The organism is Bacillus sp. TE9106W (assembly GCF_054062215.1).
Window position 1 is genome coordinate 1 of record NZ_JBSSFA010000003.1, and the last position, 22,440, is coordinate 22,440.

A 22,440-nucleotide genomic window follows, 5' to 3' on the forward strand; every position below is an offset into this window, starting at 1 on the left:
TTTCTCCACCAGTTGCCTGTCAGCTACTAGGCGACTTGGCTCTTACCTAGGCTGGACTTTCACCAGCAAGCAGTGCCCAGCTTAGCTGGGCACGCTAAATAAAAAGATTGATGCAAATATTCACATCAATCTTTATTATTATTGTTGCTTTTCGTATACATGATAATAGTACGTATACGGATTTTTTTCATCCGTTAAACCTTTTTCAACAAAAACTTCTTTCCAATTTGTCATATCCATTTCTGGGAAGAACGTATCTCCTTCAAATGCATAATGAATTTTTGTTATATATAACTTATCTACGTAAGGTAAAAAGAGATCATAAATTTGCGCCCCTCCAAAAATAAAGATTTCTTCTTCATTTTTGCATAGCTCAAACACTTCTTCTACAGAATGTGCTACTTCACAACCTTCAACATGATACCCTTCATTGCGAGTTACAATAATATTACGTCTTCCAGGCAGTGGTCTACCAATCGCTTCATAGTTCTTTCTCCCCATAATAAGCGGATGACCCATCGTTGTTTTCTTTACATACTGCAATTCACTTGGTAAGCGCCAAGGTAAATTATTATCTTTACCAATTACTCGATTCTCGTCCATTGCGACCATAAATGAAACTATCATCTTTTCATCTCCTCTACAATTACACTGCAACTGGTGCTTTAATTGCTGGATGTGGATCATATCCTTCAATTGTTAAATCTTCCATTTCAAAATCAAACACAGATTTCACATCTGGATTTAGTGTAAGTTTCGGGAATGGACGTGGTTCACGTGCCAATTGCTTTTCTACTTGCTCAAAATGGTTTGTATAAATGTGTGCATCTCCAATTGTATGAACAAATTCTCCCACTTCAAGTCCGCATTCATGTGCAATTAAATGTGTCAGTAGTGAGTAACTTGCAATGTTAAATGGAATTCCAAGGAATATGTCACCACTTCTTTGATATAGCTGACAAGAAAGTTTGCCATCTGCTACATAAAATTGGAATAGTGTATGACAAGGTGGTAATGCCATACTTGGTACATCTTCAGGATTCCAAGCAGAAACAATTAGGCGACGCGAATCTGGCGTTTTCTTAATCATTTCAATTACATCTTTTAATTGATCGAGTGTCTCACCGGCTGTTGTTTTCCAAGCACGCCACTGCTTACCGTATACGTCTCCTAAATAACCATATTTATTTGAGAAATCATCATCTTCTAAAACGTTCTTTTTAAACAATTCCATTTGCTCATCGTACTGCACTTTAAATTCCTCATCTTGTTGTGAGCGAAGACCGAAATCAGTCATGTCAGGACCAGTATACTCGTCACTTTCTATCCAGCTCTTAAATGCCCATTCATTCCAAATGTTATTATTATGCTGCAATAAATAACGAATATTTGTATCACCTTTCATAAACCAAAGCAATTCACTTGCTACAAGGCGAAACGGTACTCTCTTTGTCGTTAATAAAGGAAAACCTTTACTTAAATCAAAACGCATTTGATATCCAAATACAGATACAGTGCCTGTCCCTGTACGATCTTCTTTCTTCGTACCATGTTCCATTACATGGCGGCATAAATTTAAGTATTCATTTTCAGCATGTTTCATATGTAGAAAAACCTTCTTTCAATCTTATATAAAATTTATCATAACATGAAAAATGGTAAATTTAATAATCTTAATTAATAAAATTTCTCACGGTAATTCTTACAAAATTATTAACTTTCCATAATTAAAAAGGTTTTCATTTTCTATTACCGAAAGTATAGTGCGGTAGAACAAAAATTATATTTGGAGGTTAAAAGTATGTCTAAAATTGAAACTCCTGTTATGACTTCTTTACAAACAACGGTTGAAAAAATGATGCAGGATTTAAATGTTCCTGGTGCTGCTGTAGCTGTTATAAAAGACGGTGAAATGATTATTTCAGAAGGTTTCGGCTATCGTAATTTAGAGACAAAAGCCCCTGTTACACCGCGTACTTTGTTTGCAATCGGTTCCTCAACGAAAGCTTTTGGCACACTTTCATTAAGCTTATTAGCGCAGCAAAAAAAGTTTAATTGGGATGCTCCTGTCCAGTCTTATATACAAAACTTCTCTTTATCTGAACTACTTGCTAGCTCACAAGTTACCGGACGAGATTTAGCTTCTCATCGAACTGGCGTAAGCCGCCATGACGCTCTTTGGTATAGCTCTTCCTTATCTCGAAAAGATCTCGTTGAAAAAATAAAACATTTACCACTTGATGCACCGTTCCGCACATCATTTCTATATAACAACTTAATGTATGCGACAATTAGCTATATTGTAGAAAACATCACGAATCAAACGTGGGAGCAATACGCTACAGAACATATTTTAGAGCCTTTAAATATGAGACATACAAACTTCTCTGTTACCGATTCACAAACGACAGAAGACTATGCTTTACCTTACATTGAAAATGATGGTGAAATAAAAGAAGTTCCATTCCGCAACATCGATACCGTTGGCGCTGCTGGGTGTATTAATTCTACAATTGAAGATATGGCCAATTGGGTACTTCTTCACTTAAACAATGGAAAATTTGGAGAGCATGAATTAATTTCTCCTGAATTATTACAACAAATGTATACACCGCACAATTCAATTCCAGATCAACCAGTTTTATCACTTCCTGAATCTCCATTAAATAGTTACGGCCTTGGTTGGTTTATTAGCGCTTATTGTGGTAATAAGGTGATTCATCATGGTGGTAATATTGATGGGTTTTCAGCGCTTGTTTCTTTCATGCCAACAGAAAACATCGGCCTTGTCATTTTAACGAATGCTGGAGGCACATTACTGCCTACTTATCTCGCTAATCAAATTTATGACGAACTGCTTGAATTAGAATCCATTGATTGGCATAAACGTGCTGTAGAAGATACGGAAAAAATGAAGGAGATGATGAAAGAAGCGACTGAATCCGTTCCAGAACAAATAAAAGGAACTACACCTTCTCATAAATTAGAAGATTATACTGGTACTTTCGAACATCCGGCATACGGAACATTACAAGTATACAAGCAAGATGATTCGTTAGTTGTACAATTTATGGAGATGGACATTCAATTGGGGCATCATCATTACGACATCTTCTCTGCAAAAGTTGACTTATTCCAAATGAAGATGAATCTATTATTTGCATATGAAATGAATGTGAACGGTGAATTCCCATCCCTTCAGTTACATGTACCAGCAATGTTAAGTACTCAGCCGCTTGCATTTAAGAAAATTAAATAAAGTTTTAATAGAGGGATGATAACACGTCCCTCTATTTTTCATTACAATCCCCATCCAAATAAAGGATTTTAAGCATTGAATAAAGAATCCCTTTATTTAACTATTTGAATTATCAGGAGGAAAAGCTGTGTACATAGAAATTTTTAAAGAAATTATTTCGATTACTCATCACGATTATTCAGGTTGTATAGATAAGAAAGGATGGGACGATCCTTCTACTTATTTACAGACAATCGAGAAACTAGAGAAGCAAGGAGAACTAACACCAGTACAATTTACTGAGATTGTACGTGATTACTTATTAGACTTTAAAGATAATCATATGTTTTTCAAAATGCTCTCTAACAATCAAACGCTTAACAGTGTTGGCTTTCAAGTAAAAAGATACGAAGACCGCCTATATATTACATCCACTTCAAAACGAAGAATGGTAAAAAATAATAGGTAGGTGTGAATCACACCTACCTATTATTTTTCATATTAATTTTTTCTGGTTGAAACCAAATTGGCTTTAATAGCTCAAAGTCTTTATGATCCTCTAAAATGATAGTAAGACGCTCTAACGTATCATCTAACATATGCGGTGCTGCTCGTAATGTCCAGACAACTGAAGAGAAAACTGTCATGCCAACGTACACAGCATATAACTTCCAGAACTCCACTGGTATTATACCATTAAAGTATCCTTCTATTTGTCCGATTGAGTATGGGATACTAATGTCCCTTGCAAATAGTGCAATTTTTACAAAATCATGGAGTGGATCGCCCCAATCATAACCATTAAAATCAACAACACCTACATATTTCCCATCCCGTACAATTATATTTTCTAAATGAAAATCATCGTGTTGAAATCGATTGGGGCGGTTTTGTAAATACATTTCATTTTCATCGATAAACTTAATGATCTTATCATCATTTTTTATTTTTATTCCGCACGTTTTATATGCCTCTACATATTTTTGATGTTTTTTCATTGCTCTTTCATACCATGGAAGTAAATCCTTAGGAGCTTCATATATATGCATTTTTGCTAAATCTTTTCCTGCCTCTATACCAATTTCATATTGTTCTTTTGGTGAATACGTAGGCAATAGCTTCTTTGCATCTTCCCCTTCTAAATATGAAAAAATACTATAGCATACACTTTCATCTTCCAATATACCTATTTCAATCGGCCTTTGTGCCTGTACGTTACGTTTTGCCATTTCATTTAAAATTTGAAACTCTATTTTTCTTCTTTCATACTCTTGTATATCGCCAATCCGTAACAAATATTTTTCATCATCAATTGTTGTAACTATATATTTTTTATCAGGTGAAAAACCTTTAGAAATTTCTTCAATATTCGCTGCATCTTTTACTATTTGTATATTATTTTGCCATGCTGTCATTGTTTTCATTTTCATTCCCCTTACATTTCTGCATTTGGTGTATAAGCTACTTCTATAACAAACCCATTCGGGTCGTAAAAATCAATTGTATAGTACCCATCTGAATAATGGTTCATTTCCATCGGACCACGTATTATCTTTATTTTCGTGCTAGAAAGAAACTCTGCTACCTCATCAACTACTTCTCTATTAATAGCTTGGTAACAAATATGTCTTGGTCCTAAAGTCTTTACAATCTCCCCATCTACTTCTTTAAAATATATTTCACTTTCACCTGTACTATATGATATATCATTTAACTTTCTCCATCCAATTATAGAAAATAACATATCATAAAAAGAAACGGACTCCTCTAAATTCGCTACCCAAAATTCAATATGATGAATACCTGCTCGAAGTGTCTTCATATTAAGAATACTCCCCTTGTACTACTTGTACAATTTCCATAGGTGTATTGACCATATAATCTGGTGCATCTTTTTTCACTGTTTCAATGACATCATATCCCCAAGATACCCAAATTACATTCACCCCTGCCTTTTTACAAGCCGCTACATCTCTCTGTTCATCACCAACGTATAACATATCTTTCTCCGTTATCTTTTTCAATTTTAAAAACCTTTTAATCATTTTATCTTTACCGAACAAATTTTTAGAACAATACACTTCTTGTATATTTTCTATATCATTATTGTGTAAAAACGCCCGAATATGCTCCTCTGAGTTCGATGATATGACTGCAATTCCGTAGCCTTCTTTATGTAGTTCGTCTAATACATCTTTCATCCCATGGAACAAAATAAGATCTTTTATAGCAGGTTGATACAATTTATAAAACTCCAGCGCTAATATTGGTAGTTTATACAGCGGTACATCGAGTTGTTTACATCTCTCTGGCATCGTTAACTTGCGTAAATACTCGATTTCTTCTTCCCTTACCGTTTTATATCCGTGCTTTTCAGCAATTTGATTATAAATTGGTACAAATATATTTTGTGAATCTACTAATGTGCCATCAAAGTCAAAAACAATATATTTTTGCATTCCCATACTCCTTTTACTTCTTTTTTCTAAACCTATCTTATTCAACAACATAGTTGTCTTACCCTTCTATAAACATAAAAAAGAACAAGATTTCTCTCGTTCTTTTTAAGAAAGCCATTTTGGCGGCACATTCGTATTCCAATAAATATTTCCTAACTCATGATGTCCTGAGTACCCATCATCAAAACGGTGATAGTGGAAATTAAAATAATAACCATCTTGCGGTGGATGATCTCTTCTTACGTGGAAACGCAATAAGTCATTTCCTGTTTTCGTATCGTAAACGTGAAAAATCTTTTCATTATTTCCACCCGCTGGTTTTTGAGAAATTGCTAATGATTGTAGCGATTCTTCTGGCACATCATTTGCTAGTTCAGCAATTGCCTCTTCAATTTTCGGTAATATTACATCCTTAAACTCATCTTCAATTACTGGACCAATTTTAGTGCCAAACTTTTGCATCGACTGCTTCTCTGCTTCTTGCATTGCGTAAGTAATAAAAGTATCGGTGGTTAACCTGTCATTCGTTTCTTCATATGTATAGGACGTACTCTCCAAATTTTGTTGCCCAGCTGTGCTTGTAGGCTTGTCCGCAGCTTTGGCATTATCAAGCAATATGGAAGGAGGCGTCACTAAACCAAATGTAAATACGGTAATTAATGCGACTAAGGTTTTTCTAAACCAATTTGGCATGTATGTTTCCTCCCCTTTCACTCATTATATTTTATATAACGGTCGTTTCCTCTATTATACAAAATGATTGTAATTTTTGCACTTTACAATTTTGTTAACGTTCACATATTTTTCACTTGAATATGAAATTGTAAGATTTCATACAATAAAAATACAACAATAATGAGGAGGAGATCCGATGACTTTAGATGTCATGTATTCCGCCGCAAGCATACTCGTTTTAGTATATTTTATTTATCAATGTGTGACAGATTAGAAAAAGAGCCATTTTTCGGCTCTTTTTCTATGGTAAAAATACAATCCAACCAATCCATACTATAAAAATAATCCGGCAATTACAGCTGCTAATAAATAAAAATAAGAAAGGATAATTATTCCATAAAAAAGGATTACTGGAAGTAATAAATAGCGATCTGCCTTCCATCTTAACAATAGTAATTTGCCTTCATCACAATATAAATGAAGAAACATTTTTTTCGCAAATTCAGCCCAATAATCGCGTGCATAGCGGGAAATTGCAAATAAAGCAAATGCAAGAATAATAGCTGCAATCCACCTAGGACTCATAACAATACTTATCGCGCTTATACATACAATTTGAATATAAAATATTCGTGCACTACTTGTACGGAAAAATTCTTTCAAAAAGGATTCAACAATACGATCATCAGTTTTCTTCCCTAAAAACTTTTTAGAACGTGGAAACATCCACGGCTTTTTATTCGAACTACTCGGTTTAGCTGCATGACCACCAACTTGCATAATCCCACTCATCCAGCGCATACTTTCTTCTTTTTCTTTTTCAACTTCTTTAAAAAAGGAATTTCTATAATTTAGTTTTTCTTTTATCAATGCGATAATTAGAAAAACTACTAGACCGATACATAGTATAGAATAAAATGGATTTTTATAAATAAGAAACAGGCTCATTCCCAAAAAGGATAGACTTATAGAAAATATTACATTTTTTATAATCCATAGTAGCCAGCCTTTCCCCACACGTACATGAATATATCTCGTTAATAACGACAACATACATCGAAATAGAGTAAAGAATAACCAAAATAATACGACTTGTATCTTCGTCACTCCAATACTTTTCATCAACACTGGTAACATAGCAACAACAACTACTACATTCGTTATCGCTATTCGAATAAACGTATATGTCATGCCATACTGGATTAATTTTTGCATGTGAGCGGGATACGAAATTAAAAATAAACTATCCGCTTGTTCAAAAAATGAACGAACTCCTCTCGTATATGTTACTAGATAAAATGCTAGTAAACCTAATCCAAAATAAATTATCTCTTCCATTGATAATTCGTTTATCCAGAGTGATCGATAATAGATTCCCATAAATATAAATGCTGGAATAATAATATATAATGCGACTGTCCAATCTGTTACCGACCGGATAGACTTCCATTTCCGCCCTAGTTCATGGCGTAATCTTTTATAAAATTGTTTTTTAATCATGCTGTTCACGCCTTACGATTACATCAAAACAATCTAATAATGAACTTCCTGGCATTTCTGCTAACGTTTGAATTGCCTCTAAATGGCCATCTGCGACTAATGTACCTTGTGAGATGAGTAAAAATCTTTCGCAAATTCTTTCAGCTGTATCTAATACGTGCGTACAAAGTAAAATTCCTGCCCCGCGTTCTTTTTCTTTGTATAAATAACTTAAAAACTCTTTCGTAGCCACTGGATCTAGTCCGATAAAAGGTTCGTCAATAATATAAAAATCTGGTTCTGTTAAAAACGCTAATATAAGCATCGATTTTTGTTTCATACCTTTAGAAAACTTTGATAAATACTCATGTTTATGCTTATCCATTCGAAACAGATGTAATAACTCTTCTGCTCTCCTTTCCCAGCTTCCTACTTCGTTCCCTAGAGCAGCCATTAATAATTCAATATGTTCCCAGAGCGTCAAATAATCATAATAAGTTGGATGTTCTGGTACGTATGCATATGGATTTTTCTTTTCACCAAATGATATTTCACCATTCACATTTACAAGCAACCCTAGCATTGTTTTAATCGTCGTACTTTTTCCAGCACCATTTGCGCCAATAAGAGCAACTAATTCACCTTTTTCAATAGAAAAAGCGATATCATGAATTGTTTTTTCACCTATTTCATATCCAGCAGAGCGGATATTTACTTCTAACATACATTCCCCTTCTTTCCATTTCCAAGACAAACAAGGAAAAGAATAACATATAACTATCTATATATCATTATAAAATATTTACTTTCCTAGCAGAAAAAAATATTTTTAAACAGAATAATAAATATTTGATTACATTTTATTGGAGTGGATAATATGTCTTTTCAAATTCGTGAAGCTACGATAGACGATATAGATGCACTTTGCTCTTTAACAACAGAACTAAAAGGTTCCTCTATTTCGTATGAGGATATGAACAACCGATTGCAATTCGTACAAATGAGTCCTTTTGATTTTTTATATGTTTATGAGGAAGAAAAAACTATATTTGGATTACTCGGGTTTCGTATACGTGAAAATTTAGAAGATATAACTCGGTATGGAGAAATTTCAATTATTAGCGTTGATTCTACAATACGACGAAAAGGCATTGGGCACATATTAATGGATTATGCAGAGCAATTAGCAAAGAAGCATAATTGCATTGGCACATGGCTAGTTAGTGGAACAAAAAGAGTAGAAGCTCATCCTTTTTACAAAAAATTAGGATATGAAGTAAATGGCTATCGATTTGTAAAACATTTTCAAACTACTTTTTAATGGAAAGGACTATAACTATGACAAACATTCAAGCAATTTTCATTGATCGTGACGGTACAATTGGCGGCGACACTACAATACATTATCCAGGATCATTTACATTATTTCCTTTTACAAAAGCATCACTGCAAAAATTAAAAGCTAATCATATAAAAATTTTCTCTTTCACAAATCAACCAGGTATCGCGGATGGGATAGCGACTATAGCCGATTTTTCACAAGAATTAAAAAGCTTCGGTTTTGATGATATTTACGTATGTCCTCATAAACATGGTGGTGGTTGTGAATGCCGGAAACCAAGTACAGGTATGCTTCTGCAAGCAGCGGAAAAACATGGGCTTGATTTAACACAATGCGCTGTAATTGGTGATCGCTGGACTGATATCGTTGCGGGAGCAAAAGTGAATGCGACAACAATTTTAGTACGAACAGGCGCTGGATACGACGCTTTACATACGTACCGAGACAAGTGGGCACATATTGAACCAAACTACATTGCAGAAAACTTTGAAGATGCGACAAATTGGGTTTTAAATCAACTATAATGCTAATTAAAAGAGACGCCTTCAAAATGAAAGCGCCTCTTTTAATCTATTATTATTTAAAACGTTAATTCATAATGGAAATAACGATTATCTCTCAAATATCCATTTTCAGCATATAATCGCTGCGCTGATAAATTATCAATCTCTGTTTGTAATTTTACACCTTTTGCACCATTTTCTAAGGCAAATTCTTTCGCAGCTTCTAATAATTTTTTTCCTGTTCCTGCTCCGCGCTTAGCGGCTTGCACAAATAAATCATTTAAAATCCATAATTCTTTCATCGAAATAGAAGAAAATGATGGGTATAATTGTGTGAACCCAATATATTCACCGTCTTCAACTGCCACGAAAATAACGGATTCTTTTCTCTCCATTCGATTTCGTAAAAATACTTTTGCTCCTTCTATATCGGAATCTTGTCTATAAAACATACGATAGTTATTAAAAACTGATGCTAGTCCATCTAAATCTGCAATTGTTGCCTCATATATTCTCATTTTACTCCATTCCCCTTCCAATACTGTCTCATTATATCCGTTGCCCATTTAGGCTGTACAATTTCTTCTCTCGGCATAAACTCTTTCATTATTGGCTTTATATCCAATATAGGGGTGCCATCAATAGCATCTAACCCCTCAACAATAATTGATTTACCTTCTCTTTTGATCACCTTTACAATTGTTGCCCCTATGCGATTCGGACGATTTTTCCCGCGCTGTGCAAAAATACCTACTTTAGGATAATCATGATTATTTCTAGGATGTCTAGCAACATATTGAATTTGTTCATCAGTTACTTTATGAAAATAAAAAACAATTTCAATATGAGAAAAATCTTCAATCCCTTGTATACTTTCCTCTGTATACATTTCAGTTAAAGTAATACAGGATCTTACTTCTCCCCACTCATCATCTTTTATTTCCTTTCTTTCATTATGTACAAATGCGATTGGTTGAACCGAGAACATACGCATTCCCCCTTAAATGTAACCACTTACATTATAAAATATTTTCTGAATGTTTTCCACATACACGAACTAGGTTACATAATATAATTATACTCTATTTCGTAAAGCGAAATGAACTGCTTCAACTGCATGTATGTAAGTTGTATCGAATATCGGAACTGATACGTCTTCCTGTTTAATTAATAATCCTATTTCTGTACATCCTAAAATAATTCCTTGGGCCCCTTCTTGTATTAGATTTTCTATAACCCTTTTATAATACTCTCTAGATTGAGATGTTATCTTTCCTAAGCACAATTCTGTATATATTACTTCATTTACCTTATCTCTATCCTTTTCTGATGGTACCACTACTTTTATATGATTCTCTTCAATACGTGACTTATAGAAATCTTGCTCCATTGTATATTTAGTTCCAAGCAAACCAACTGTTTGAATATCTTTTCTTTTAATTTCTTTTGCAGTTGCATCAGCAATATGTAAGATTGGAATATGAATATTCTCCTTTATTTTCTCAACTACTTTATGCATTGTATTTGTACAAATAATTATAAAATCTGCTCCTCCCTTTTGTAACGAATATGCTGCATTCCCTAGAATTTCTCCTGCACTATCCCAATCACCGCTAGACTGATATCGTTCAATCTCTTCAAAGTCTACACTATTAATTAAACATTTAGCTGAATGTAACCCACCTAATCTACTTTTTATTTCTTCATTTATGATTCGATAATATTCAGCAGTTGATTCCCAACTCATACCACCAATTAAACCTATCGTTTTCATTAACTTACACCTACCTTACACTATTTTTTAAAGTTAATTACAACATTTTATTATGTATATTATACATAATAAAGCAAGACTTTACGTTTGAAATATAAAGCCTTGTTTTAACTATTTCCAAGGAAATTTTATAAGAATATTCTGAAATTAATTCCCTAATGTTTTTATTGAATCTTCATATTTATAATGAAAACATTCTCGATACAACTGTTTAATTTCATCATATGATGGCACACGTGGGTTATTCGCTGGACTTCCACTTTCAATTGCATCTGACGCCATTTTAGAAATAGCTTTTTCAAATTCAAGCTCACCAATTCCGTATTCTTTTAAATTTGGAATATGAAGATCAAAACAAAGTTTTTTTATTTCCCTCAGCGTGTAGTCGGCTACTTCTTCATCACAATAGGAATACAAATCTTTATTTAAACAGCGGCCAATTTCCGCTAGTTTTTTTACCGCACTACCTTTTGTATATTCTAAAACTGTAGGTAATAGTATTGCATTCGATATACCATGTGGTACATGAAATAATGCTCCTACTGGTCTCGACATTCCATGAACTAATGTAACAGATGCATTAGAAAATGCAATTCCAGCTTGTAAGGACGCTATCATCATCGCTTCTCTTGCCTCCATATTCTCTCCATCTTCATATGCAATACGTAAATATTTCATAATACTTTCAATAGCGGAAAGAGCTAATACATCTGTAAGTGATTGTGAAACTTTAGAAATATATGCTTCGACTGCATGACATAAAGCATCGATCCCTGTTGCTGCTGTAATGTGAGGTGGTACCGAACGTGTTAAAATTGGGTCAATAATTGCTACTTGCGGGGTAAAACTCGGATGCTTCATCATCATTTTTACATCTGTTCGTTTATTCGTAATTACTGCTACACTTGTTACTTCCGATCCAGTTCCAGAGGTTGTTGGGATTGCAATAAGTGGTAGCGGATCATTGTCTATTTCCCTATCCTTTTGGACATAATCTTCCACTTCTCCGCCATTTGTATATAACACCGCAACTGCTTTTGCTGCATCAATACAACTTCCACCACCAAGACCGATTATAAAATCACACTTTCCTTCTTTACAAATAGTTAACGCCTCTAACACGTGTATATTTGTAGGCTCAGCATTTACTTTATTATATGTAATAACAGTTATACCTTTCGTATTTAATTGTTGTATACACCTCTCAACATATCCTAAATCCTCCATAATTGTATCCGTAACTATAAACGCTCTTTTCCCGAATTTCTTAGATTGTTCCCACAGCTTTTCAAGAGAATTTCTTCCATATAATACAGACTTCGGCATACGAAACTCAGCAACTTCTTGCAAGTACTCCACCCCTTCTTACCCTAATTAATATTTTAGTTCATAATATATCGACTTAATAAATTCCTGTTACTGTATAGAATGCAATAACTAAAAACACAGCAACCGTTTTCAAAACAGTAATTGCAAAAATATCTTTATATGACTGTTTATGTGTTAAACCTGTTACTGTAAGAATAGTAATAATAGCCCCGTTATGTGGTAATGTATCCATTCCTCCTGATGCCATTGACACAATACGATGCATTACTTCTAATGGAATATCGAATTGATTGGCCGCTGCAATAAACTTATCACCCATTGCACTTAAAACAATTCCCATTCCTCCTGATGCAGAGCCTGTAATACCAGCTAAAATATTCGTCGTTACTGCTCCATTCACAAGAGGATTTGTGAATGTGGCAGAAATGCCATCTCTCATAATTGCGAATCCTGGAAGTGCTGCGATGACACCACCGAATCCAAACTCAGCTCCTGTATTCATCGTTGCCAGTAGCGCCCCACCAATACTTGTATTTAATCCAGCTTGAAATCCTGTTACGACTCGTTTCCAATATAATAATAATGTTGTTACTATACCTATAATAAGTGCCAATTCTACTGACCAGATTCCAACTACTGCACTTAATTCTACTTTTCCAAATGCTTTCATACCAATTGCAGAAAAATCAAAACCATTCGGATACCACTTCGGTATCATAATAGTAAACACTTTATTCATTACACCTACTAAAATAAGTGGTATAAAAGCAATTGCTTGCTGTGCTCTTGTAATTTCAAGGCTTTTCAGTAACGGTATATCTTTTTGTTCTGCTTGTAAAGAAGCTGCCATTTCAGTATTTCCATCGTTAAAACCATAATATCCTTCTCCAGCTGCTTTCGCCTTCTTACGTCTACTCTCTAAATATAGTAAACCTAATGTAAGAACAAAAATTGCCCCTACAATACCAAGTATTGGTGCAGCATAAATGTCTGTTTTAAAAAACGTTGTAGGTATTACGTTTTGAATTTGTGGTGATCCAGGTAGCGCATCCATCGTAAACGTGACCGCTCCAAGCACGATTGTTCCAGGGATTAAACGTTTTGGAATATTCGCTTGTCGAAACAATTTAGCTGCGAACGGATATACAGCAAACACTACTACATACACACTAACACCACTATACGTTAAAATAGCACCCATTAATACAATCGCTAATATTGTACGTTTTTCACCAACTAACTCTATAATTGTCTTTGCAATCGAGTCCGCAATCCCTGACATTTCTACTACCTTCCCAAATATTGCCCCAAGTAAAAATACAGGAAAATATAGTTTAATAAAACCTACCATTTTCTCCATAAAAATATTCGAAAAGAAAGGTAATACAAAACTAGGTTCTGTCAAAAATACCGCAAATAATGCAAATATTGGTGCAAATAAAATTACAGAAAAACCTCTATATGCTACAAACATAAGTAAACTAAGTGCTAATAATATAATAACTAGCTCCAATTATAACCCTCCTTTAAACAGAAAATTCAAATTATTATTGATAAACTTTTACTACTAATCTTTTGATTCTGACATCACTCCTCTTATTCATACAAATTTTTCATGCTAAAAATGTCTAATTATAAGTATTCGATTACATATGAAAAATCCCTTTAAACAAAAAACGATTTCATCATCGTACGTTATAAAGGGATTTTTAGTCTCTATATTTACTTTTTAATCAAACTATTTTCTAAACAAAGATGGTGTAGTTCTTTTACATCAATTGCGATATGAGTTGCACCCACTTCAGTCAATTCTGTTTCACTACCATAGCCATATAAAACGCCGATTGATGCAATTCCATTCTGATTCGCACCAATTATATCGTGCTTTCTATCTCCAATCATAACAATTTCTTCTTTATTAAGTTCTTCATTTGTTTGTAAAATATGAGCAATGATTTCTTCTTTTTTTATTCTCGTACCATCTAAATTACTTCCAATGATATCTTCAAAATAATTCGTTAGTTGAAAATGCTCTATAACTTGTTCAGCAAAAATAGTAGGCTTTGAAGTTGCTATAAATAAACGATTGCCTGTATCTTTTAATTGTTTTAAAAGAATTGGAATACCCTCGTATATATTATTCTCTAACAATCCACGTTGCTTTAAATACTCTCTGAAATAAAAAACAGCTCGTTCAACTTCTCCTTCATTCATATTATATCTCTCTACGAATGATTGCTGGATGGGTGGACCAATAAATGAATCTAACTCACTTATATGTAATTCTTCAATGCCAACCTTTTTTAATGCATACAATACTGAATTGACAATCCCTTCTTTCGGATCCGTCAATGTTCCATCTAAATCGAATAAATATGTTGTATACACGTTTCAATCCCCCCCACTCGTTTTACTTTATAAGTAACCTATAACAGATTTCCCCTCTTTCCCTTCTATTATAATACTATCATTATCTTTTTTTCTGAAAAATTACTTTTCCTATGTCACATACTTTCAGTTACAAAATGTAATAGATATGATAAAGTAAAAAAGTTACAATTATTTTAATAGAAACTGGTGAAACAAATGGCAATTACGTTAATTTTTATAATGGCTTTCACAATTGTAATCCACGCAGTTGAAACAAGCTCTTATAGTATTCGCTTAGCAGGCGTTCGTTTAAAGAAGATTGCTGTTGCATTATCTGTCGTAGGAATCGTGTTACTCATTTCAAGAACGTCAAACTTACTACAAGCCTTTTTACTTGGCGGGATTGTCGATGAAGCAAAACTAGATTCTTCTATTGATTTAGAGAATATTATGCGACTCGTTCTATTATCGGCTTCTGTTGGTACGTTGCTTGCGATTATACTATATCCAACTTTGACAAAACTATTTGGATACGTCATTCAAAATTTTGAAACAGATGGTTCATTCATTCGAATGATGAAGACGAATAACATTCAAAAATTAAAGTACACAAAAAAATATGTACGGTTTCCAAAGTTCGAAATGATTCATAGGCTGCGTATCGGTGGTATTCCAAAACGTATTATGGTTATTAACATGTTTTCTACTGCTATTTATACAGCGGGGGTTCTTTCCGCATTATATGCTTCTTTTTTAATTCCAGCTTTCGCAACAAAAGCCACTACAGCTTCTGGTCTTATTAATGGTTTTGCTACTATTTTATTAACAGTGCTATTAGATCCACGTATTGCTCTTTTAACAGAGCGCGCTCTTCAATCAGAAGAAGGTGCTGAAGCAATGAGTAAAATGTATGCTTGGCTAATGATTTCTAGACTTTTTGGTACATTACTAGCTCAACTGTTATTCATACCAGGTGCTTACTGGATTAAATGGATTATAAAGCTTATGAATTAATGCACTCTCTAAAAAAGAAGGTGAGATAACAAATGAAAATACAAACAGAGCAAGATATAGTTCGCTTAATAGAAAACGACGAATGGATGATGAATGTATTACAAATAGCAAAATCACTAGAATTACCTGATTGGTGGATTTGTGCCGGATTTATTCGTTCTAAAATTTGGGATACTTTACATAACTATGAAGCTAAAACGACTATGCCTGATGTTGATGTGATTTATTATGATAGTCTACATAAAGATGAGATATACGAACAATCATTAGAAACGAAATTAATGAATATGGATGCTGCTATCCCTTGGTCTGTAAAGAATCAAGCCCGTATGCATGTAGTAAATAATATGCCACCGTATTCTTCTTCTGTTGATGCTATTTCTAAATTCCCTGAAACAGCAACGTCTTTAGGAGTTACATTAGACGAAAAAAACAATGTTATATTAACAGCTCCGTGCGGGATAGAAGATGTACTTTCCTTACAAGTGAGACCAACAGCTCATTTTCTTGAATCGAAAGAACGATTACATATGTACAAAAATAGAGTTATTAAAAAGAATTGGCAAAGTAAGTGGCCTAGCATTACAATCACATATCCAGAAATTTAGAAAGGATGCTTCTTATTAAGAGAAGCACCCTTTTCTTCATTTTAAAAAATGTATGACTGTTTCTGCGAATCTATCTGCTTCCTCATAATGAGGTGAATGACCGCTCTCTTCAAATACGATATACTTGCCGTTTCGAGCATCTTTATTAAATATTTCAATTTGTTTTTCACACGTTACTACATCATGTTTTCCTACTATTAATAACATTGGATTTTGTACATCTTTTATTTTAGATAATAATGACGTATGACATGCTCCCTCTAATTTTAATTTATCAAAATGGATCTTGGAGCGATTTGAAAATACTTCCCACTCTTCATCACTATATAAACTCTCATCTGTCCCATCTTCCTTATAATTGTAAATCTCCATTCTTTTTTCTTCTAGTTCATCACTTAGTCTTATATAAGCTTCTAGCAACTCTTCTGAACTCGCATTGCTAGATGAATAAGCAAGAGATTCTTCTGCTACTTCTTCTTTTCCATACTTTTTTAATAAATGCCCTGTCTTTTGCAACAAAGCCCTGCTTGTTAATGCAAAATCAAAAGTTGGTCCTTCAAATATTATTTTCTTTATTGAACCTGGATATATCGACGCATATAGCAATGCTAAATATCCACCGAAAGAGTGTCCAATTATAGACCACTTCTTAATTTGTAATACTTTTTTTAATTCCTCACAGTCTTCAATCAAATCATTTAATCCAAAAGCTTCGTCTTCAGTAATTTCTTCTGAGCGACAAACACCTCTTTGATCTATCATAATTACATATAAAGAATCTTTTAAACGTTCCGCTTGATGAAATGAAAAATCATAGCAACTTTCTCCCGGTCCACCATGCAAGTATAGAACTGGTTTATTTTTAGGATCTCCATGCGTTTCAACGTATAGCTTTTTCCCTCTAATATTCATGTATTTCCCTGTTTCTATCAAATCGGCCATAAACATCACCTTTTTTACTGAATATTATAACATTTATTGTTAAATAACCCCTATTACATTTAAAAAGACGATAATTATTGCGAGCGGCGCTACAAATCGAAGTAAAAACGCCCAACAAGTAAATACTTTCTTTCCATAATTACCACCTACAAAAAACTCTGCTTCTAGCACCTTCTTTTCCATTTTGAATGAAACAAAAATACTAATGAATAGTGCACCAAGTGGCATTAATATATTACTAGATAAGAAGTCTACAGCATCAAAAATATTCTTTCCGAAAATCGTAATATCACTCCATACTCCAAATGATAAAGCTGATGGTATACCTACTAAGAAAATGCAGAAACCGATCATCCATGATAACTTTGTTCTTCTTTCTTGTTCTCCATTTGCTAATGCCGAAACAACTGTCTCTAGTAAAGAAAATGCCGATGTTAATGTCGCAAATGTAAATAGTGCAAGAAATACTGTTAAGAAAAAACCACCAAATGGAATTTGACTAAATACTGATGGTAATACGATAAATAGTAATCCAGGCCCTTCTGTCGGCTCCATTCCTAATGAAAATACGGCCGGAAAAATAGCAAGACCCGCAAATAATGAAACAAATAAATTCAATCCAACAATTGTTATTGCTGATTTTGGTAAACTTTCTTTTTTATTTAAATAGGAACTATACGTAACCATAATAGAAATCCCGATACTAATCGCAAAGAATGATTGGCCCATTGCGAACAAAATACTTTCTGAAGTAATCTTTGAAAAATCTGGTTGCAAGAAAAACTTCACACCCTGCATCGCATTATCAAGTGTTAATGAACGAACAATAAGAGCCACAAATAAAACGAACAACGCTGGTAACATATATTTACTTGCTTTTTCAATTCCGTTTTGTACACCTTTTGATACAACCCAAATCGTAATGAACATAAAAGCGAAATGTCCCAAAATAGCCCAAGCGGGATTTCCAATTGTTTCAGTAAATAATGAACCGTAATTTTGTCCTGGAGTAATAAGTTGTCCAGTTACTCCTCTGAATAAATAAATGAATACCCATCCACCTACAACACTATAAAACGAAAGTAATATAAAACACGTTCCTACGCCAAGGCGTCCGATCCAGTGCCACCCTGTATTTGGTGCAATACTTTTAAATGCGCCAACTGCTTGTTTCTGCGTGCTACGTCCAATCATAAATTCAGCTATAAGTAGTGGTAATCCAATTAATACAGTAAATAATATAAAGATTAAAAAGAATGCCCCTCCCCCGCTCTTCCCGGCGATATAAGGAAACTTCCATATTGCACCTAGTCCAATTGCTGATCCTGCTGCAGCCATTATAAAACCTAATTTCGAAGTCCATTGCTCCGTTTGTTTCATCTTATTTTCCTCCTAATTAAATCTTTTTATATAAATAAACAAATTTTATGAACCTATCCAAATAAACCCTCCATTTCTTTTTCTATAAAATAAAAAATGGCTCAGCATCTCTTTATATAAAGAGACGCTAAGCCATTTACTTAACGCGGTACCACCCTTATTGATTCCATTATGAATCCACCTTAGTAGTAATCGTTCGATTACAAACCTAATATCGAAGGTTAACCGTTAAGATTTACTAAGAATGTAATTCCGTTCCACCTTACTGCTCCTAGGCGAGTTCAGGATGTCATTTGACTATGTCACACCAACCCATAGCTCTCTGTACAAATATACGACCTTACTACTCCTATTCAACGCATTTTAATATTTAGAATATATTTTCTTTTGAAATTAATATGAAGTATATCGGTTATATTGGTAACTGTCAAGGTATATATTATTTTTTTCGAAAAGAATGTTCCGTTGTAATTTTGTACAATAGGGCGATGTTATTAATCATCTAGATCATCATACTCCATATCGTCTTCACCTTGGTCATCATCTTCATCTTCATTTTTAATAAATTCAAATTCCTTTTCCACTATAATATTCCCGTTTTTCTTGTTAATATATATTTCTTCCTCACCTTTGTTTGTTTCTACCTCTATTTCATATACACCCTTATCGTCCATACGTTCTACATCAATTTCCTCTACAACTCCATTTACCTTTTCAATTGCAATTTGTTTAGCTGTTTCTGGACTAAGCTCTTTACTTTCGTAACTTTTTTCTTCTCTCTCTTCATATCGCGTTTCTTCATGTTCCATTGCATTCACACCATATGCTGTCCCTCCAGCAATGAAAAGCACCATTACGATTCCAATCCATAATTTCATTTCATATTCCTCCTCTTCATTTCTTTCTTACTTACATACTAAAATGTTAAAATGAAAGAAATCTGTGAGGAACATTAAAATTTGATGAGAATCCGTTTATTGTTGTCATTATCCTTCGTCATCATCATCATCTTGATCATCGTCGCTTTCTTCTTGATGATCGTCATCTTGTTGTTGCGATGACTCCTTTTGCTGAATAGTGTTATTTACTGATGTAGTTGATATAATTTCTCCTGTTATTGTATGTACCCTTACATCAACCGTTTCTGTTTGTTTTTTTATTATAATTTGATAGGTAGCCGTACCATTTATATCAACTATACTTACCTTCTCAATAAATCCACCTTGTACTTTTTGTAACGCAACTTCTTTCGCCTGCTCTTCTGTTATAACTTTTTGTATTTGTGAAGTACCAATAAAAGCGCCTGTAGTTTCTTCAATTTCTACTATTACATTCTCATTTGCATTTTTCTCTATTTCTATTACATATATATTTTTTTCATTTTTTTGCTCAAGCCTAATTCCCTTTACATTCCCTGGCACTTGCTGCACTGCAATTTCTTTTGCCTGCTCTTCTGTAACTTTTGTCATCGGTTTCTCTAACAATTGAATTTGACCAGTTGTTTTTTCAATCTCAACTACCTTACTTTGCTTATCATTTGTTTCTACCGTAATTACGAACACTTCTATCTCATTTCTCTTTTCTAATATAGTATGTTTAATTTCACCTTGTACTTTCTGTAGCGCCATTTCTTCCGCTTTCTCTTTCGTTATTGTATTACTTTTTAATGATTTTTCTTTTGCGCGTTTTATCTCTCCATTTTTGGCATCTACTATTATTTCATATGAGCCTTGTTCATTTAGAAGATTTACCTTATAAAAATCTTGTTCCTCTTTATTTATTAATTTCATACTTTTAATTTTTCCAGGATACTGTTCAGAAACAATACTTTGAATTTGCTTCTCAGATAATATTGTTTCTCCTTGCTTAGAAACAATACGTTGTGATACAAACGCTACACTTACAACCGTGAAGCAAACTAACAATGCAATTTTCCATTTCTTTTTCATGTTTAAAGCTCCTATCTCTTTATGAAAAATGAGGTAAATTTACTGTAACTTTCGTCCATTTTCCTTCTTCACTTTCAAGTTGTATATCTCCTTCATGAGCATCAATAATTTGTTTGGCAATCGATAAACCTAAACCAGTCCCCCCTGTTTCCCTACTCCTCGCTTTATCAACTCGAAAGAAACGGTCAAATACTTTCTGTATATCTTCTTTAGGAATTCCCATACCGTAATCTTGAATAGAAAAAAAGACTTTTTCTTTTTGTATTCCTACTATAATATCTATAGAATCTTTACTGTATTTCATTGCATTATCTAATAAAACTACTAATACTTGTTTTATTTTTTGTTCGTCAATATTTACAACAATTTTTTCTTCATCTGTTATAACACGAAAATTCCGAGCATATGTTTTTTCTAACTGCTCAGCAGTCACCTGACATAATCGGACTAAATCTGATTCGTTAGTCTCCAAACTCCACTCAGCACTACTGTTTGCAAGAAGCAACATTTGATTCGTCATGCCTTTCATTCTTACTGCCTCTGAATAAATCGCTTCTACAGATTCTTCCAAAACATCTTGTTTTTTCATTCCCCATCTTTTTAATAATTTCGCATAACTTTCAATAACTGTTAACGGTGTTCTTAATTCATGCGAAGCATCCGAAACGAACTGTTGCTGCTTTTCAAAGTTCTGATGTAATAAATCAATCATTTTATTAAATGTCGATCCCATTTTGTGAAGTTCATCTTTTGACTTGTTCTCAAGCGGTATTTTTTTGAATATCCCTCTAACTTGTATATGCTCCATAGTTTGTATTAAAGAATTTACAGGTTTTAAAATAAGCTTACTTAACATTCTTCCTGCAAAAAAAGACGGAATTAAAACGAGAAGTGATGCAATAACTAATACATTTTTTAACATATTTAAATTCTCTTGCAAACTATCTAAACGTTCTGTCATTTCTAACAAAACGATTTTCCCATCATTCCAAATGATTGGTATTTTTATATAGGCAAATTTACCCTCGTTCTTCTCATAAATTCCAGCTGACTCTTTTCTTTTAAATTTCGTATTTAATGCTGGAATTGGTTTTGTACTATCCACTTCTTGCCTAATCATTACCTTTGAATTTTCATTAATAATTCTAATCATACCATTTGAAGGTAAGTATGGTTGCAATAGACTTATTGCATCTACTTTCTTTGCTGAATCCGCGTTCATTCCATCAATGATATGTATTGCCTCACGTTTCAATCGTTCTAACTCTCCGTTCGTAGTCACTTTATAAAACAAAAAATATATTGAACTATTAATAATTAATAAAATAAGTAGTAACCATACTGTAGAGAATAAATATATTTTATTTTTAATTTTCAT

The 22,440-nt window shown here is 33.5% G+C and carries 23 protein-coding genes, 2 pseudogenes and 1 other annotated feature; of the genes and pseudogenes, 6 read left to right on the forward strand and 19 right to left on the reverse strand.

Going from position 1 to position 22,440, the window contains the following annotated elements; genetic code table 11:
* Positions 1-138 precede the first annotated feature (138 nt).
* Both ACVWY7_RS06420 and ACVWY7_RS06425 read right to left on the reverse strand, forming a co-directional pair.
* Positions 139-627: a dihydrofolate reductase gene (locus ACVWY7_RS06420; RefSeq protein ID WP_000637200.1), complete on the reverse strand. Its 489-nt coding sequence runs from the start codon at positions 625-627 to the stop codon at positions 139-141.
* A gap of 19 nt (positions 628-646) precedes the next feature.
* Positions 647-1,603 carry a thymidylate synthase gene (locus ACVWY7_RS06425; protein ID WP_000679591.1) on the reverse strand — a complete coding sequence of 319 codons (957 nt, stop codon included), beginning with the start codon at positions 1,601-1,603 and terminating at the stop codon, positions 647-649.
* Between the two features lie 198 nt (positions 1,604-1,801).
* Between ACVWY7_RS06425 and ACVWY7_RS06430 the strand changes: the two genes are divergently transcribed.
* Positions 1,802-3,259 (forward strand): serine hydrolase, encoded by a 1,458-nt coding sequence (locus tag ACVWY7_RS06430; RefSeq protein WP_073523097.1) that lies wholly within the window; start codon positions 1,802-1,804, stop codon positions 3,257-3,259.
* 127 nt (positions 3,260-3,386) lie between these two features.
* Positions 3,387-3,704: pseudogene (locus tag ACVWY7_RS06435) on the forward strand (S41 family peptidase); the annotation flags it as partial.
* A 16-nt stretch (positions 3,705-3,720) separates the two neighbouring features.
* Here the strand turns inward: ACVWY7_RS06435 and ACVWY7_RS06440 are convergent.
* From ACVWY7_RS06440 to ACVWY7_RS06465, 6 genes and pseudogenes are all read right to left on the reverse strand, one after another.
* Entirely contained in the window at positions 3,721-4,662 is a 942-nt protein-coding gene (locus ACVWY7_RS06440; RefSeq protein WP_000855706.1) for an aminoglycoside phosphotransferase family protein, read from the reverse strand.
* Between the two features lie 11 nt (positions 4,663-4,673).
* Positions 4,674-5,060: a VOC family protein gene (locus ACVWY7_RS06445; protein WP_000854875.1), complete on the reverse strand. Its 387-nt coding sequence runs from the start codon at positions 5,058-5,060 to the stop codon at positions 4,674-4,676.
* A gap of 1 nt (position 5,061) precedes the next feature.
* Entirely contained in the window at positions 5,062-5,697 is a 636-nt protein-coding gene (locus tag ACVWY7_RS06450; RefSeq protein WP_001174986.1) for an HAD family hydrolase, read from the reverse strand.
* A 105-nt stretch (positions 5,698-5,802) separates the two neighbouring features.
* Positions 5,803-6,390, reverse strand: a complete 588-nt coding sequence (locus ACVWY7_RS06455) for a YpjP family protein (RefSeq protein WP_001134414.1) — start codon at positions 6,388-6,390, stop codon at positions 5,803-5,805.
* 283 nt (positions 6,391-6,673) lie between these two features.
* A pseudogene (locus tag ACVWY7_RS06460) lies at positions 6,674-7,872 on the reverse strand (ABC transporter permease).
* Complete coding sequence (locus ACVWY7_RS06465; protein WP_000895237.1) at positions 7,865-8,575, reverse strand: ABC transporter ATP-binding protein; 711 nt, start codon at positions 8,573-8,575, stop codon at positions 7,865-7,867. Before ACVWY7_RS06465 ends, ACVWY7_RS06460 begins: the two are co-directional and overlap by 8 nt.
* Before the next feature lie 153 nt (positions 8,576-8,728).
* Between ACVWY7_RS06465 and ACVWY7_RS06470 the strand changes: the two genes are divergently transcribed.
* Entirely contained in the window at positions 8,729-9,172 is a 444-nt protein-coding gene (locus ACVWY7_RS06470) for a GNAT family N-acetyltransferase (protein ID WP_000009789.1), read from the forward strand.
* Between the two features lie 17 nt (positions 9,173-9,189).
* Complete coding sequence (locus ACVWY7_RS06475) at positions 9,190-9,717, forward strand: HAD-IIIA family hydrolase (RefSeq protein ID WP_000181889.1); 528 nt, start codon at positions 9,190-9,192, stop codon at positions 9,715-9,717.
* A gap of 56 nt (positions 9,718-9,773) precedes the next feature.
* Here the strand turns inward: ACVWY7_RS06475 and ACVWY7_RS06480 are convergent, their stop codons facing one another.
* The 6 genes from ACVWY7_RS06480 to ACVWY7_RS06505 all read right to left on the reverse strand — a co-directional run bounded on the left by ACVWY7_RS06480 (position 9,774) and on the right by ACVWY7_RS06505 (position 15,187).
* Complete coding sequence (locus tag ACVWY7_RS06480) at positions 9,774-10,214, reverse strand: GNAT family N-acetyltransferase (protein ID WP_001223856.1); 441 nt, start codon at positions 10,212-10,214, stop codon at positions 9,774-9,776.
* Positions 10,211-10,684, reverse strand: a complete 474-nt coding sequence (locus ACVWY7_RS06485; protein WP_000493246.1) for an SAM-dependent methyltransferase — start codon at positions 10,682-10,684, stop codon at positions 10,211-10,213. Before ACVWY7_RS06485 ends, ACVWY7_RS06480 begins: the two co-directional genes overlap by 4 nt.
* Before the next feature lie 87 nt (positions 10,685-10,771).
* Positions 10,772-11,470 (reverse strand): aspartate/glutamate racemase family protein, encoded by a 699-nt coding sequence (locus ACVWY7_RS06490; protein WP_000848557.1) that lies wholly within the window; start codon positions 11,468-11,470, stop codon positions 10,772-10,774.
* A 147-nt stretch (positions 11,471-11,617) separates the two neighbouring features.
* A complete protein-coding gene (gene eutG, locus ACVWY7_RS06495; RefSeq protein WP_001158514.1) occupies positions 11,618-12,820 on the reverse strand; it encodes an alcohol dehydrogenase EutG in 1,203 nt (400 codons plus the stop codon).
* Between the two features lie 52 nt (positions 12,821-12,872).
* Complete coding sequence (locus ACVWY7_RS06500; protein WP_000424309.1) at positions 12,873-14,312, reverse strand: GntP family permease; 1,440 nt, start codon at positions 14,310-14,312, stop codon at positions 12,873-12,875.
* A gap of 209 nt (positions 14,313-14,521) precedes the next feature.
* The gene (locus tag ACVWY7_RS06505; RefSeq protein WP_000288826.1) at positions 14,522-15,187 is read right to left on the reverse strand and encodes an HAD family hydrolase; all 666 of its coding nucleotides are present in this window, start codon (positions 15,185-15,187) and stop codon (positions 14,522-14,524) included.
* Between the two features lie 198 nt (positions 15,188-15,385).
* On the opposite strand from ACVWY7_RS06505, the gene ACVWY7_RS06510 reads away from it, so the two are divergent.
* Positions 15,386-16,183 (forward strand): lipid II flippase Amj family protein, encoded by a 798-nt coding sequence (locus ACVWY7_RS06510; RefSeq protein WP_001018773.1) that lies wholly within the window; start codon positions 15,386-15,388, stop codon positions 16,181-16,183.
* 32 nt (positions 16,184-16,215) lie between these two features.
* Entirely contained in the window at positions 16,216-16,791 is a 576-nt protein-coding gene (locus ACVWY7_RS06515) for a nucleotidyltransferase family protein (protein WP_000701714.1), read from the forward strand.
* Positions 16,792-16,827: 36 nt separating this feature from the next.
* Here the strand turns inward: ACVWY7_RS06515 and ACVWY7_RS06520 are convergent, their stop codons facing one another.
* From ACVWY7_RS06520 to ACVWY7_RS06540, 5 genes are all read right to left on the reverse strand, one after another.
* The gene (locus ACVWY7_RS06520; protein ID WP_000774251.1) at positions 16,828-17,733 is read right to left on the reverse strand and encodes an alpha/beta fold hydrolase; all 906 of its coding nucleotides are present in this window, start codon (positions 17,731-17,733) and stop codon (positions 16,828-16,830) included.
* Between the two features lie 39 nt (positions 17,734-17,772).
* Positions 17,773-19,113 carry a sodium-dependent transporter gene (locus tag ACVWY7_RS06525; protein WP_000814527.1) on the reverse strand — a complete coding sequence of 447 codons (1,341 nt, stop codon included), beginning with the start codon at positions 19,111-19,113 and terminating at the stop codon, positions 17,773-17,775.
* Positions 19,114-19,230: 117 nt separating this feature from the next.
* Positions 19,231-19,479 (reverse strand) — a binding site (T-box leader).
* Between the two features lie 128 nt (positions 19,480-19,607).
* Positions 19,608-19,991 (reverse strand): PepSY domain-containing protein, encoded by a 384-nt coding sequence (locus ACVWY7_RS06530; RefSeq protein ID WP_000780499.1) that lies wholly within the window; start codon positions 19,989-19,991, stop codon positions 19,608-19,610.
* A gap of 108 nt (positions 19,992-20,099) precedes the next feature.
* Positions 20,100-21,062 (reverse strand): PepSY domain-containing protein, encoded by a 963-nt coding sequence (locus ACVWY7_RS06535; RefSeq protein ID WP_000731148.1) that lies wholly within the window; start codon positions 21,060-21,062, stop codon positions 20,100-20,102.
* A gap of 19 nt (positions 21,063-21,081) precedes the next feature.
* Positions 21,082-22,440, reverse strand: a complete 1,359-nt coding sequence (locus tag ACVWY7_RS06540) for a sensor histidine kinase (protein ID WP_000694906.1) — start codon at positions 22,438-22,440, stop codon at positions 21,082-21,084.